The following is a 14,800-nucleotide window of genomic DNA, read 5'->3' on the forward strand; positions in this document are numbered from 1 at the left end:
CAGCGGTTCTTTCGGCGGGCGGTTCGGCGGGACGTAGGGCGGGAGGGCACCGGGCCGGGCGCGGGCGGCACGGGCGGGCGGTTCCTCCAGTGTGCCCGGACGCGGTGCCCTCCCGTGCGGCTCCGGCCGGTCAGGGCGCGGGACGCCAGTTCTCGGCCAGGTCACCCCACAGGTAGGCGCTGGTCTCGACGCCCTTCAGGAGGAGGTCCAGTTCGACCTTCTCGTCGGGGGCGTGCCAGCCGTCGGAGGGGACGGAGATGCCCAGGAAGAGCACGGGGACGCCGAGGACTTCCTGGAGGTCGGCGGCGGGTCCCGAACCGCCCTCGCGGGTGAAGCGGACCGGGCCCTGGAAGGCGCGGCCCATGGCGCGGGCCACGGACTGCAGCGCGGGGTGGTCGAGCGGGGTCAGGCACGGGCGGGTGGCCGAACCGAAGTCGATCTCGTACCGGATCCCGGCGGGCACCTGCTCGGCGGCCCAGCCGCGCACGGCCTTCTCGATGTGGTCGGGGTCCTGGCCGGCGACCAGCCGGAAGGACAGCTTCACCATGGCCGAAGAGGGGATGATCGTCTTGCTGCCCGGGCCCTGGTAACCCCCGCCGATGCCGTTGACCTCGGCGGTCGGCCGCGCCCAGATGCGCTCCAGGGTGGAGTATCCGGCCTCGCCGTGGAGGGCGTGCGACTTGGCGGTGGACAGCCAGCGCTCCTCGTCGAAGGGCAGCTCGGCGAAGAGTTCGCGCTCGCGGTCGGTCAGCTCGACGATGCCGTCGTAGAAGCCGGGGACCGCCACGCGCGCGTGCTCGTCGTGGAGGGCGGCGACCAGGCGGGCAGCGGCGGTGGCCGGGTTGGGCACGGCACCGCCGAAGGAGCCGGAGTGGATGTCCTGGCCGGGGCCGTACAGCCGGATCTCGCACTCGGCGAGGCCGCGCATGCCGGTGCACACCGTCGGGGTGTCCTCGGCCCACATGCCGGTGTCGGAGACGATCACGGCATCGGCGGCGAGCCGCCCGGCCCGCTCCTCGACCAGGGCCCGGAAGTGCGGGGAGCCGGACTCCTCCTCGCCCTCGATGAGCAGCTTGAGGTTGACGGCCGGCGCGGTCCGGCCGGTGGCGGCGAGGTGGGCGCGGACACCGAGTGTGTGGAAGAACACCTGGCCCTTGTCGTCCGCCGCCCCGCGCGCGTAGAGCCGGTTCCCGCGGACGACCGGCTCGAAGGGGTCGCTGTCCCAGCCGTCCTCGCGGGCGGCGGGCTGCACGTCGTGGTGGCCGTACACGAGGACCGTGGGCGCCTCCGGGTCGCCCGAGGGCCACTCGGCGAAGACGGCCGGGGCGCCCGGGGTCTGCCAGACCTCGGCGGTCGGAAAGCCGGTCTCCTCGAGCTTGGCGGCGAGCCAGTCGGCGCTGCGCCGCACGTCGGGCGCGTGATCGGGCTGGGCCGACACGGAGGGGATGCGCAGCCACGCGGCGAGGTCGTCGAGGAAAGCGGCGCGGTGCTGCTCGATGTACGTGCGGACGGCGCTGTCCGGGGTCTGGCTCATGCTCCGAGCCTATCCGTCCGCACCGGCATCCTCGGCGGGCGGTTCGTCACACTCAGCTCGCCCGGTGTGCCGTTTCGGAGTCTTCCGTGAGGAGGCGTTCCAGGGCGGCACGGTCCGGCAGGTCCCGCGGCCGTACGACCTCGCCGCTGCGCACGTAGAGGACGGCCGCCGTGACCGACTCGGGTGGTATGCCCTGCTGCTCGGCCCAGGCCAGCCGGTAGACGGCGAGCTGGAGCGGGTCGGCGGTGCGGGCGCGGCCGGTCTTCCAGTCCACGATCTCGTACGTCGTCCCGTCGCCGTCACCGTTGCGGTAGACGGCGTCGATACGGCCTCGTACGACCCGGCCGGCGAGGGTGAGCTGGAAGGGGGTCTCAACCCGGTAGGGCGTGCGCCGGGCGTACTCGGTCCGTTCGAAGGCTTCCTTCAGGGCTTCCAGGTCGCGTTCGTCGTCGATCTCGGCCTCGCTGCCGGGCAGCTCGTCCGGTTCCAGCAGGGGCAGGGCCAGTTCCTCGAAGCGGGCCTCCACCCAGGCGTGGAACCGGGTGCCCCGGCGCGCGGCCGGTTGCGGGGGGCGCGGCATGGGGCGCGCGAGTTCCTGGGCGAGCCCGTCCGGGTCCTCGGCGAGACGCAGCAGCTGGGAAGCGGTGAGCGTGGCGGGCAGGGGGACGTCCGTGACGGTCTGCCGGGCGCGCAGCAGCTCACCGGTGAGCATGTCCAGATCACGATCCCAGGAGGCGATGGTGCGGGCCTCCTCGGGAGTGAGCGTGCGGCGGGCCTTCGGGAAGGCGGGCGTAGTTCGGGCCTCCATGGAGGCGGGCGTGGTGCGGGCCTCCTCGGAGGCGGGCGTGGTGCGGGCCTCCTCGGGAGTGGGCGAGCCGGAGCCGTCGGAGGGGGGACCGTCGTACGGGAAGTCCCCGTACGAGAGATCGTCGTACGGGAAGTCGTCGTACGGGAAGTCGCCCTCGTGCTCCTGCGGGAAGTCCCCCTCCGGAGGGAACGGGTCCCCAGGAGGCAGGTCCCCCGGGTGGGGGAAGTCCTCGTACGGGTCGTCGGGCAGGTCGTCGTCCGGTGGCGCCGGCCAGTCCGGGTCCTCGATGCCGGCTAGGTCGTGCGGGGCCGGGGCGTGGCCGTCGGGCCGGGCGGTGAGGGTGTTCAGGTGGGCGAGGACCGTGTCGGCCGCGGCACGCCGGCGGGCCAGGGCCGCGGCGTCCAGCGGGAGCGGCCACACCTGGTCGGCACCGGCCGTGTGCAGGGCCGGGTTCTCTTCGTCCTCGGCCGGTTCGTCCGCCCACGCCTCGATCTCGCCGTACCCGGCCGCGCAGTGGTCGTACAGGGCCTGGAGGAAGTCGGACGGGCCGCGCGGCTTCTTCTGGCTGGGCCCCCACCAGTGGCCGGAGCCGAGCAGGAGCGAGCGGGGGCGGGTGAAGGTGACGTAGCCGAGGCGGAGTTCCTCGGTGTGCTGGTGGTCCTTCATGGCCTCGTGGAAGGCCTTCATGCCCCGGGAGTCCCAGGAGCCGGGGTCGGGCAGGGTGTCGCTGTCGCCGCGCAGGGCGTGCGGCAGTACCTTCGCCTGGGCGGTCCACTTCTCGCGGCCCTGGCCGCTGGGGAAGGTGCCCCTGACCAGGCCGGGGACGGCCACGACGTCCCATTCGAGGCCCTTGGACTTGTGCGCGGTGAGCACCTTGACCGTGTTCTCGCCGCCGGGCAGGGCGTTGTCGAGGCCCTTCTCGTACTGGGCGGCGGTGCGCAGGAAGCCGAGGAAGGCGAGCAGTCTGGCCTCGCCGTCGCTCGCGGCGAAGGCGGCGGCCACGTCGAGGAAGTTGGAGAGGGTCTCCCGGCGGCGGGCGGCGAGGGCCTGCGGGGACGCCGACAGCTCCACTTCCAGGCCGGTGACGGCGAGGACGCGGTGCAGGACGTCCATCAGCGGGTCGGACAGCGAACGGCGCAGGTCGCGCAGCTCGGTGGCGAGCCGGGCGAAGCGCACGCGCGCGTCCGGGGAGAACGGCAGCCCGTCGTCGTACTCGTCGCCTACCGTCGGGGCCTCGAGGAACGTGTCCAGAGCGTCCGCGAGGGATATCACCTCCGACGGGTCGACGCCCTCCACTGCCGCGGCGAGCCGGCGGTCGGGGTCGTCGGTGTCGTCCACGCGCGCGTGGGCGACCAGCAGGCGGGCGCGCCGGCCGAGCAGGGCGAGGTCGCGGGGGCCGATGCGCCAGCGCGGCCCGGTGAGCAGGCGTACCAGGGCGGCGTTGGCGCCGGCGTCCTGGAGGACCTCGCAGACGGCCACGAGGTCGGCGATCTCGGGCAGGTGCAGCAGCCCGGACAGGCCGACGACCTCGACGGGGACGTCGCGGGCGACGAGGGCGCCCTGGATCTCGGCGAAGTCGGTCGCGGTCCGGCACAGCACGGCGATCTCGCCCGGGGCCGTGCCGGTGCGCACCAGGTGGGCGAGGGAGTCGGCGATCCAGTCGATCTCCTCGGCGTGGGTGGGCAGCAGCGCGCAGCGGACCGTGCCGTCGTAGTCGGCGCCGGGGGCCGGGCGGAGGGCCTCCACGCCCGCGTGCATGGCGCGCAGCGGCTCGGCGAGGCCGTTGGCGAGGTCGAGGAGGCGACCGCCGCTGCGGCGGTTCTCGCTGAGCGCCTGCCGGGTGGCGGGCCGGCCGTCGGCGTGGGCGAAGTGCTCGGGGAAGTCGTCCAGGTTCGCGACGGAGGCGCCGCGCCAGCCGTAGATGGCCTGGCAGGGGTCGCCGACGGCGGTCACCGGGTGGCCGGTGCCGTTGCCGAACAGGCCCGCGAGCAGGACGCGCTGGGCCACGGAGGTGTCCTGGTACTCGTCCAGGAGCACCACGCGGAACTCCTCGCGCAGCAGGCGGCCCACCTCGGGGTGCTGGGCGAGGCGGGCGGACAGGGCGATCTGGTCGCCGAAGTCGAGCAGGTCCCGCTCGCGCTTGGCGGCCCGGTAGCGCACGGCCAGGCCGGCGAGTTCCCTGCGGGCCGCGGCCGCCTCGGGGACCTTGCGCAGGTCGGCGTTGGTGAGCTTGGCGCCCGCCAGGGTGTGCAGCAGGCCGGCGTCCCAGGTGCGCAGTTCCTCGGGGTCGACGAGGTGCTCGGCGAGTTCGGAGTCGAGGGCGAGCAGGTCGCTGACCAGGTCGGCGAAGGAACGGGTCAGTGCCGGGTAGGGGCCGGGGGCCTCGCGGAGCACGCGGGCGGCGAGCTGGTAGCGGGTGGCGTCGGCCAGCAGCCGCGAGGTGGGTTCGAGGCCGATGCGCAGGCCGTGGTCGGTGAGCAGGCGGCCGGCGAACGCGTGATACGTCGAGATGACCGGCTCGCCGGGCGGGTTCTCCGGGTCCGGCCGGGCGGGATCGGTGCGGGGAGGCGTCGTCGAGGGGTGGTGGCCTGGTGGCGGGAGTGGCTCGGGGTCGGTGACGCCGGCCTTGATCAGCGCCTTGCGGACGCGCTCGGCCAGCTCACCGGCGGCCTTGTTGGTGAAGGTCAGGCCGAGGACCTGTTCGGGGGCGACCTGCCCGGTGCCGACCAGCCAGACCACGCGGGCCGCCATCACGGTGGTCTTGCCCGACCCGGCGCCGGCCACGATCACCTGTGGGGCGGGCGGCGCGGTGATGCAGGCCGTCTGCTCCGGGGTGAACGGGATCCCGAGAAGCTCCTTGAGCTGCTCGGGGTCGGTGATACGGGCGGACATGTCGAAAGAGGCTAGCGGCGGGCACTGACAGCCGAGCGCACAGCAGCCTTGCGGGACCGAGGAAGCGCAGGTCAGCGGGGGCGGCGGCGGAACGGGTGGTGCCCTACGTCACTCCGCCGTGCGGACCTCGCCGTGTCTCGCTCACACTCGGCCGTGCGGCACCTCGCCGTATCTCACTCACACTCGGCCGTGCCGCACCTCGCCGTATCTCACTCACACTCGGCCGTGCCGCACCTCGCCGTATCTCACTCACACTCGGCCGTGCCGCACCTCGCCGTATCTCACTCACACTCCGCCGTGCGGCACCTCGTCCGTCTCACTCGACCACGTGCCGCCCCTCCGGCCGGGCGCTGCACGAGGCGCGGAACGCGCAGTGTGTGCAGTGCTGGCCGGTGCTCGGTGTGAACCGTTCGTCGAGGACCTTGCCGGCGGCGGTGGCGAGCAGCTCGCCGACCCACTCCCCCGCCAGGGGCTCCTGGCTCTGTTCCTTGGGCAGGCTGTCGCCCCCGTCGCGCTTGGCGGCGCCCTGTCGCAGGTGGACCAGCTCGGCGCCGCCCGGCTCGGGGCGTACTCCGTCGAAGGCCGGGTCGACGGCGCCCTCGCGGACGGCGAGCTGGTAGACGGCGAGCTGCGGGTGCCGCTCCACCTCGCGGGCGGTGGGAGCCTGCTTGCCTGTCTTGAAGTCGACCACGTAGGCCCGGCCCTCGGCGTCCGTCTCCACACGGTCCATCTGGCCGCGGACGCGGACCTGGTAGTCACCCGCTTCGAGGGTGACGTCGAAGTCCTGCTCGCTCGCCACGGGCGTGCGGCCGGCACGGTCCAGCACGTGCCAGTTCAGGAAGCGTTCGAGCGCCACGCGCGCGTTGTCCTTCTCCTGCTGCGACTTCCAGGGCGCGTCGAAGGCGAGCGCGTTCCACACGGAGTCCAGGCGCTCCATGAGCACGTCGAGGTCGGCGGCGGTGCGGCCGGAGGCGACCTCGTCGGCCAGGACGTGGACGACGTTGCCGAAGCCCTGTGCGGCGGTGGCCGGGGCGTCGGCCTTCACCTCGCGGCCCAGGAACCACTGCAGCGCGCAGGTGTTGGCGAGCTGGTCGAGTGCGCTGCCGGAGAGCACGACGGGCTGGTCGCGGTGGCGCAGCGGCACCTTGCTCTCGGTCGGCTCGAACATGCCCCACCAGCGGTAGGGGTGCGCGGACGGCACCAGCGGGCGGCCGTCCTCGTCGGCGAGCGCTGCCAGCCGGGCCAGGCGGCGGGCGGCGGCCTCGCGCAGCACGGCGGACGCGCGCGGGTCGACCGTGGTCGCGCGCAGTTCGGCGACGAGCGCGGCGACGGACAGCGGGCGCCGGGGCTGCCCGGTGACGTCCCTGGGCTCGACGCCCAGCTCGGTCAGGAAGCGGGAGGGCTGGTCGCCGTCGTCGGCCGGTGCCTTCACGGCGGTGACGACGAGCCGGTCACGCGCGCGCGTGGCGGCGACGTAGAACAGACGGCGTTCCTCGGCGAGCAGCGCGCCCGGGGTGAGCGGCTCGGCGAGCCCGTCGCGGCCGATGCGGTCGGCCTCCAGCAGCGAGCCACGGCGGCGCAGGTCGGGCCACAGACCGTCCTGGACACCGGCGACGACGACCAGCCGCCACTCCAGGCCCTTGGAGCGGTGCGCGGTCATCAGGCGGACGGCGTCGGGGCGCACCGCGCGGCGCGTGAGCGTGTCGGCGGCGATGTCCTCGGCCTCGATCTGCTCGAGGAAGTTCAGGGCGCCGCGGCCCCCGGTGCGCTCCTCCGCGCGCGCGGCGGTGGCGAACAGGGCGCAGACCGCGTCCAGGTCCCGGTCGGCGTTACGGCCTGCCGCACCACCGCGCCGGGCGGCGCGTTCCAGGCGTCCGGGCCACGGCGTGCCCTCCCACAGGTCCCACAGCGCCTCCTCGGCCGTACCGCCGCCCGCGAGGCGCTCGCGGGCGGCGCGCAGCAGCGCGCCGAGGCGCTGCGCCCCGCGCGCGTACGCCGGGTCGTGCACAGCCAGGCGCTCGGGCTCGGCGAGCGCCCGCGCGAGCAGCTCGTCGGACGGCGGCGGCACCGGGTTGCCGCCGGCCCGCTCCTCCTCGCGCAGGGCACGCCCGAGGCGCCGCAGGTCGGCGGTGTCCATGCCGGCGAGGGGGGAGGCGAGCAGCGTGAGGGCGGTCTCGGTGTCGAGCCAGGGGGTGCCGTGGGCTCGCGATGCGGCGGACCCGGGGGCGGACTCCGGGGCGGAACCGGGAGCAGACTCCGGGGCGGTTTCCGAGGCGGGGTCCCGGTCGGACGGTGCCGTCCCGGTGGCGGACGCGGCAGGCTCTTCAGGGCTCGGCTCGGCCCCGGCGGGCCCCCCCTCGACGGGTTCCTGGGCGGCGGGCTCCTCCCCGCCCTGCCGGGCCGCCGCCGTGGCCACCGCGCGGAGGGCCGTCAGCAGCGGTGCCACGGCCGGCTCGTGGCGCAGAGCCAGGTCGTCGCCGTCGACGTCCAGGGGAACCCCGGCCGCGGTGAGGGCACGGCGGAGGGTCGGTATGCGGGATCCGGCACGCACCAGGACGGCCATCTCGCTCCAGGGGACGCCGTCCTCCAGATGCGCGCGGCGCAGGATGTCGGCGACGTTGTCCAGTTCCGTGCCGGACGTCGGGTACGTGTAGACGTCGACGCGCCCCCCGTCCCGTACGGGGGCCGGCTCGCGGTGGGCCCGGACCTTGTCGGCGGGCAGCCTGACCAGCGGCATCCGCTGGGTGATCAGCCGGGTCGCGGCCAGCAGGGCGGCGCCGGAGCGGCGGGAGGCGCGCAGCACCTCGACGGCGGCGGGCCGGCCGTCCGCGCGTGGGAAGGCCTCCGGGAAGCCGAGGATCCCGTTCACGTCGGCGCCCCGGAAGGCGTAGATCGACTGGTCGGGGTCGCCGAACGCGACCAAGGTGCGGCCGCCCCCGGCCAAAGCGTGCAGGAGCCGTACCTGGGCGGGGTCGGTGTCCTGGTACTCGTCGACGTACACGGCGTCGTACTGCGCGGCGAGCCGCACGGCGGTCTCGGGGCGGCGGGCGAGCAGGACCGCGCGGTGGACCAGTTCCGCATAGTCGATCACGCCTTGGAGGTCGAGGACGTCGAGGTACTCGGCGAGGAAGGCGGCTGCCGCACGCCAGTCGGGGCGGCCGATACGGCGCGCGAACGCGTCCAGTGCGTCCGGGCCGAGGCCCAGCTCGCGGGTGCGGGCGAGGACGGCACGGACCTCGTCGGCGAAGCCGCGCGTGGTCAGGCAGGCGCGCAGTTCGTCCGGCCAGCGCACGTGGTTCAGCCCGAGCCGCTCCAGCTCGGGCTGCCCGGCGAGCAGCTCGCGGACGGTGACGTCCTGCTCGGGGCCGGAGAGCAGGCGCAGCGGCTCGGTGAACTGGGCACTGTCCTGGTGGGCGCGGACCAGGGCGTAGCTGTACGAGTGGAAGGTGGTCGCCCTGGGCGCGCGAGCCGCGCCCAGGCGCAGGGCCATGCGGTCGCGCAGGTCGACGGCGGCCTTGCGGCTGAAGGTCAGCACCAGGATGCGATCGGGGTCGCCGCCCCGGGCGATCCGCGCGGCCACGGACTCGACCAGGGTGGTGGTCTTGCCGGTGCCGGGTCCGGCGAGGACGAGCAGCGGTCCGCTCCGGTGGTCAACCACGGCACGTTGCGCAGCGTCCAGAGGAGGGGGATCCACGGTGGCCGGCGACGTTCGGACCAGCCGGTAAGCGCCACGGCTCCCCTGCCGCACCGAGGGGTGCGGCAGCTGGCTGGTGGAGGAAGAGGAGCTCACGTGGTTGGCCGGTCCTGGTGGTTGTGCTGGTGGGCAGGCGGTCACGCGTGCGAGACGGTGGCCGCGGGGTGAGGGGGACACGTGCTGCCGACGCTATGTCGCCGCACCGGGCGGAAGCGGAGCTTCCGGTACTTCCCTTGCGGCGCTCGCGCCACGCGAGTCCCACAGCTCACGAACGTACGGCATGCCACGGACGTCCCCCACGTCACCCGTACGAGCCACAGGTTCTCCCTGGGGGCATCCGATGGCGGAAGCTGTCAGGTGTGACCCCCCGCGTCCGCGCCGCCGTCCCACCGGGCACGCCTCATGTCGAGCCGCGGCAGATGCCCCTCCGCGCTCCTGCCGGCCTGCTTCAGCGGTGTGCCCTCCGCGCGGTAGTGGGCGAGGGCGCGCAGCTCGTGCCCCGGCAGCAGTGCGCCGTCGGCGCGTACGACCCGCCACCACGGGACGGCGCCCCCGTAGAGGGCCATCACCCGGCCGACCTGGCGCGGGCCGCCCTCCTCGAGCCACTCGGCGACATCGCCGTAGGTCATGACCCGGCCCGGCGGAATCCGCTCGGCGACGTCGAGGACCCGCTCGGCGTACTCCGGCAGCGTGTCGGCATGCCCTTCGCGCGCGTCCCGGGCCCGGCTCTGCTCACTCATTCACCCCATCCTGCCGCACTGTGCCGGCGTCCCGGCGGGGTCCGTGAGGAACCGTCCTCTCGCCCCCGCGCGGTCCTTCCGGCAGACTGTGCGCCCGCGCATCCACACCCTGATGCCCGTGTGTGTCGGTGGGGCATGCCACCATCGTGCGGGCGGTGACTGGTGATACGAGACCAAGAAGAGACCATGAAGGAGCAGGGCGTGCACCCCGAAGGACCGGCGGGCACCCCTGACGCCTCGGCGCGCCCTGACGCCTCCGCCCACCCGGGCGCCGCCCGCGCGGCCGGTGGCGGCACCGACGCGCACCGCGCCGGCACCGGTCCGCAGCACGACAGCGGTGCGCAGGACGACATCCGTCCGCGAGGGCAAACCGGCCCGGGCCAGGACGACGGCACGCGCGCGGGCGAGAACGGCGCCACGCACGAGAACCACGCCGCGGGCGAGAACGGCGCCACGCACGAGAACCACGCCGTGCGCGAGAACGGCGCCACGAGCGAGAACGGCGCCGAGGCCCGCGACAAGGGGGCCGACGCCGTCGACCTCGAGAAGAGCCGGACCGCCGCGGACGCGCCCGCCGGTCCCCGGCCCTGCGCCGACGACGATCCGCACGCCGAGCAGGTGGAGGGTGACGAACCGCTGCTCCCCGCGCGCGTGCACCGCCCCTCCGACCTCATGCGGCTCCTGGTGGGCGTCCTGGCCATCGTGGTGCTGCTCGCCATCGCCGCGTTCGCGCACGGCACCACCTCGGGCCTCGAGCAGGACATCAACAAGGGCACCGGACAGGCCCCGGACCTGCTCATCAAGATCGCGGGGCTGGCGTCCAGCATCGCGATCCTGCTGGTACCTGTCGCCTTCGCGATCGAACGGCTGATCAAACGGGACGGCCTGCGCATCGCCGACGGCGTCCTCGCGGCCGTCCTCGCCCACGGAGTGACGCTCGCCACCGACCTGTGGGTCGCCCGCGCCGCCCCGGACTCGATCCAGGAGGCCCTGACCCAGCCGTCACCCGGCGACATCCACGCGCTGACCGACCCGGTCCACGGGTACCTGGCGCCCGTCATCGCCTACATGACGGCCGTCGGCATGTCCCGCAGACCCAGATGGCGCGCCGTGCTGTGGATCGTCCTGCTGCTCGACGCCTTCTCGATGCTGGTCACCGGCTACACGACCCCCTTCTCGATCATCCTGACGGTCCTGATCGGCTGGACCATCGCCTACGGCACCCTGTACACGGTCGGCTCCCCCAACGTCCGGCCCACCGGGCGGACGCTGATGGCGGGCCTCAGGCACGTCGGCTTCCGTCCCGTCAGCACGGCCCGCGAGGAGGCCGTCGAGACGGAGAACGGCGACCGGGGCCGGCGCTACTTCGTCACCCTGGAGGACGGCCCGCCGCTGGACGTCACGGTCGTCGACCGGGAACAGCAGGCACAGGGCTTCTTCTACCGGGCGTGGCGAAATCTGACCCTGCGCGGCTTCGCCACCCGTTCCAGCCTCCAGTCGCTGCGCCAGGCCCTGGAGCAGGAGGCGCTGCTGGCCTACGCGGCGATCGCGGCGGGGGCCAACGCGCCCAAGCTGATCGCCACCGCCGAACTCGGCCCCGACGCGGTCATGCTCGTCTACGAGCACACCGGCGGCCGCACGCTGGACTCGCTGGCCGACGAGGAGATCACCGACGAACTGCTGCGCAACACCTGGCACCAGGTGCAGGCGCTTCAGTCGCGGCGCATCGCACACCGCAGGCTGGCCGGTGACGCCATTCTGGTGGATCGTTCCGGCAGGGTGATCCTGACCGAACTCCGCGGCGGCGAGATCGCGGCCGGCGAGCTGCTGCTGCGCATGGACATCGCCCAGCTGGTCACCACACTCGGGCTGCGGGTCGGCGCCGAACGTGCGGTGGCGTCGGCGGTCGGGGTGCTCGGTCCGGACGCGGTCGCCGACTGTCTGCCGATGCTCCAGCCGATCGCGCTGACGCGCTCCACGCGCGCGACGCTGCGCCGGCTGGCCCGGGAACGCGCACAGCGCGAGCGTGACGCGGTGCTCGAGGCCTCCCGGCAGGCCAAGCTGGCCCGCGCGGAGGACACGGCCGGGACGGCCCGGCCCGAGCCCGGCGAGAAGGCCGAGAAGAAAGCCGACAAGAAGGCTGACAAGAAGGCCGTCCGCGCCGAGCAGCGCGCGGAGAGACGGGCCATCGACGAAGCCCTCGAAGAGGCTCGCGAAGAGGACCTGCTCACCCAGATCCGGCACGAGGTACTGCGGATCAGGCCACAGGCACCCGTGGAGCCGGCCCGCCTGGAGCGGGTGCGGCCGCGGACGCTGATCAGCTTCATCGCCGGCGCTATCGGTGCGTACTACCTGCTGACGCAGCTCACCCACATCGAGTTCGGCACGCTGTTCGCGCAGGCCCAGTGGGGCTGGGTGGCGGCGGCAGTGCTGTTCTCGGCGCTCAGTTACGTGGCCGCCGCGATGGCGCTGCTGGGGTTCGTGCCGGAGCGGGTGCCCTTCCTGAGGACGGTGGCGGCGCAGGTCGCCGGATCCTTCGTGAAGATCGTGGCTCCGGCCGCGGTCGGCGGCGTGGCCCTCAACACGCGGTTCCTGCAGCGCACCGGCGTACGCCCGGGCCTCGCGGTGGCGAGCGTCGGCGCGTCGCAGCTGTTCGGGCTCGGCTGCCACATCCTGATGCTGCTGTCGTTCGGGTACCTGACCGGCACCGAGAAGACACCGTCGCTGTCGCCGTCCCGCACCGTCATCGCGGGCCTGCTGACCGTGGCGGTGCTGGTCCTCGTGGTGACGTCCGTGCCGTTCCTGCGGAAATTCGTCGCCACGCGTGTGAGGTCGCTGTTCGCCGGTGTCGTGCCGCGCATGCTGGACGTGCTCCAGCGGCCGCAGAAGCTCATCACCGGCATCGGCGGCATGCTCCTGCTGACCGCCTGCTTCGTGATGTGCCTGGACGCGTCCGTCCGGGCATTCGGCGACGGCACGGCCTCACTGAGCATCGCCAGCGTCGCCGTCGTCTTCCTCGCCGGCAACGCGCTCGGTTCCGCGGCACCCACCCCGGGCGGCGTCGGCGCCGTGGAGGCGAGTCTCACGCTCGGTCTGATCGCCTTCGGCCTGCCCAAGGAAGTGGCCGCCCCGGCCGTACTGCTCTTCCGGCTGCTGACGCTGTGGCTGCCGGTGCTGCCGGGCTGGCTGGCGTTCAACCACCTCACCCGCAAGGGAGCCCTGTAGGGGCCCTGTCCAGAGCCCCGTAGGGGCCTTGTCCAAGGGAGCCCTGCAGGGGCCATGCGCACGGGAACCCCGCAGGGGCCATGCGCAAGGGAGCCCTGCAGGGCCTCGTCCCAGTGAGCGGTACGGACTGCGGAATCCCGTCGCTCGAGAGGCCCGTGTGATTCCAGAGAATGCCGTGACTGGAGGGAACCCGGCGGGCAGTCCGTGCGGTACCTCGGACGGCCCGCGTCCCGCGCGCCCCGGCGTGCACGCCCGCACGATGGGTGTATGGCGAACTCCTCCCGGCTGCGCGCCGCCGCGCTGACCACCGCTGCGGTGCTGTTCTCCGCCGTACTGGCCGGATGCGGCGGCAGCACCGAGCACGGGGACCTCACGGCGCAGAAGCTGGACTGGAAGAGCTGCCCGGCGCCGTCGGAGGCGGAGGGCGGCGGCAGCGCTCCGTCACCGCTGCCGGGGGGCACCGAGTGGGAGTGCGCCACCATGCAGGCGCCCCTGGACTGGAGCAGACCCAAGGGCGACACGATCGGCATCGCCCTGATCCGTGCCAAGGCCAGCGGCCCGGCGGACAAGCGGATCGGCTCGCTCGTGTTCAACTTCGGCGGCCCCGGCGGCAGCGGCGTCACCACGCTGCCCGCGTTCGCCGAGGACTACGGCGCCCTGCGCACCCGCTACGACCTGGTCAGCTTCGACCCGCGCGGGGTCGGCCGCAGCCGGCCGGTGGAGTGCGAGAGCGACGCCCAACTGGACAACTACTTCCAACAGGACGCCACCCCGGACGACAGCGCCGAACGCGACCAGTTCCTGACGCGCACCAAACAGTTCAACGCGGCTTGCGAGAAGAACTCCAAGGAGGTCCTGCCGCACGTGCGCACCACGGACGCGGCCCGCGACATGGACCTGATGCGCCAGGTGCTCGGCGACGACAAGCTGTACTACTTCGGCATCTCCTACGGCACCGAACTCGGCGGCGTCTACGCCCACCTGTTCCCCAAGAACGTCGGCCGGGCCGTCTTCGACGCCGTCGTGGACCCCACGCAGACGTCCGAGCAGAGCGCACTCGGCCAGGCCAAGGGCTTCCAGCTCGCTCTCGACAACTTCGCGGAGGACTGCACGTCGAAGGAGACGGACTGTCCGATCGGTGACACCCCGCAGCAGGTGAAGGACCGCATCGCGAAGCTGCTCGCCGACCTGGAGAAGAAGCCGATCCCCGGCATCTTCCCCCGGCAGCTGACCCAGACCGCCGCCACCAACGGCATCGCGCAGTCGCTGTACTCCAAGGATTTCTGGGAGTACCTCACGGAGGGTCTGGAGCAGGCGTACGACGGCGACGGCAAGATCCTCATGCTGCTCTCCGACTCGATGAACGGCCGCAGCGAGAACGGCGAGTACAGCAACATCACCGCGGCCAACACCGCCATCAACTGCGCGGACGACAAACCCCGGTACACCACGGACTTCGTCCGGCAGAGGCTGCCCGAGTTCCACGCCGCCTCCCCGTTCTTCGGGGACTACATGGCCTGGGGCATGGTCGGCTGCACCGACTGGGCGGTGCCGGGCGCGGCCGACCATCCCGACGTCAGTGCACCGGGATCGGCGCCCATCCTCGTCGTCGGCAACACCGGCGACCCGGCCACCCCGTACGAGGGTGCCCGGAAGATGGTGGAGGCCCTCGGCAAGGGTGTCGGGGTCGAGTTGACGTACAAGGGCCAGGGGCACGGTGCGTACGACAGCAAGAACAAGTGCGTGCAGAGCGCGGTGAACGGCTACCTCCTGGACGGAAAAGTGCCGAAGGCCGACACCGTCTGCTCCTGAGCACGCCAGGAGACTTCGAGAATCCGCAGGCCAGAGGGTTATCCACAGGCTGTCACGGGCCGGGTGCGGGCCACCTACCATGGCCTGGACGCCCG

The 14,800-nt window shown here is 73.4% G+C and carries 6 protein-coding genes; 2 read left to right on the forward strand and 4 right to left on the reverse strand.

Features of this window, described 5'->3' with window-relative positions; genetic code table 11:
• Positions 1 to 130: 130 nt before the first annotated feature.
• The 4 genes from JK359_RS26635 to JK359_RS26650 form a co-directional block, all read right to left on the reverse strand.
• Entirely contained in the window at positions 131 to 1,534 is a 1,404-nt protein-coding gene (locus JK359_RS26635; RefSeq protein WP_201840644.1) for a dipeptidase, read from the reverse strand.
• Between the two features lie 52 nt (positions 1,535 to 1,586).
• Positions 1,587 to 5,234: an ATP-dependent helicase gene (locus JK359_RS26640; RefSeq protein WP_201840646.1), complete on the reverse strand. Its 3,648-nt coding sequence runs from the start codon at positions 5,232 to 5,234 to the stop codon at positions 1,587 to 1,589.
• A 316-nt stretch (positions 5,235 to 5,550) separates the two neighbouring features.
• A complete protein-coding gene (locus JK359_RS26645) occupies positions 5,551 to 9,024 on the reverse strand; it encodes an ATP-dependent helicase (protein ID WP_201840649.1) in 3,474 nt (1,157 codons plus the stop codon).
• Positions 9,025 to 9,281: 257 nt separating this feature from the next.
• On the reverse strand, positions 9,282 to 9,668 hold the full coding sequence (locus JK359_RS26650; protein ID WP_201840652.1) for an MGMT family protein: 387 nt from the start codon (positions 9,666 to 9,668) through the stop codon (positions 9,282 to 9,284).
• Between the two features lie 186 nt (positions 9,669 to 9,854).
• On the opposite strand from JK359_RS26650, the gene JK359_RS26655 reads away from it, so the two are divergent.
• Together JK359_RS26655 and JK359_RS26660 are read left to right on the forward strand one after the other, a co-directional pair.
• Complete coding sequence (locus JK359_RS26655) at positions 9,855 to 12,893, forward strand: lysylphosphatidylglycerol synthase domain-containing protein (protein WP_201840660.1); 3,039 nt, start codon at positions 9,855 to 9,857, stop codon at positions 12,891 to 12,893.
• A 267-nt stretch (positions 12,894 to 13,160) separates the two neighbouring features.
• The gene (locus tag JK359_RS26660; RefSeq protein WP_201840663.1) at positions 13,161 to 14,705 is read left to right on the forward strand and encodes an alpha/beta hydrolase; all 1,545 of its coding nucleotides are present in this window, start codon (positions 13,161 to 13,163) and stop codon (positions 14,703 to 14,705) included.
• Positions 14,706 to 14,800: the final 95 nt, after the last annotated feature.

This window comes from Streptomyces actinomycinicus (assembly GCF_016741775.1).
Lineage (GTDB): Bacteria > Actinomycetota > Actinomycetes > Streptomycetales > Streptomycetaceae > Streptomyces > Streptomyces actinomycinicus.

Excerpts from the sequence above, each read along its gene's own strand:
- JK359_RS26635 (WP_201840644.1), bottom strand. The coding sequence starts at position 1,534 with ATGAGCCAGACCCCGGACAGCGCCGTCCGCACGTACATCGAGCAGCAC.
- JK359_RS26640 (WP_201840646.1), bottom strand. The coding sequence starts at position 5,234 with ATGTCCGCCCGTATCACCGACCCCGAGCAGCTCAAGGAGCTTCTCGGG.
- JK359_RS26650 (WP_201840652.1), bottom strand. The coding sequence starts at position 9,668 with ATGAGTGAGCAGAGCCGGGCCCGGGACGCGCGCGAAGGGCATGCCGAC.
- JK359_RS26655 (WP_201840660.1), top strand. The coding sequence starts at position 9,855 with ATGAAGGAGCAGGGCGTGCACCCCGAAGGACCGGCGGGCACCCCTGAC.
- JK359_RS26660 (WP_201840663.1), top strand. The coding sequence starts at position 13,161 with ATGGCGAACTCCTCCCGGCTGCGCGCCGCCGCGCTGACCACCGCTGCG.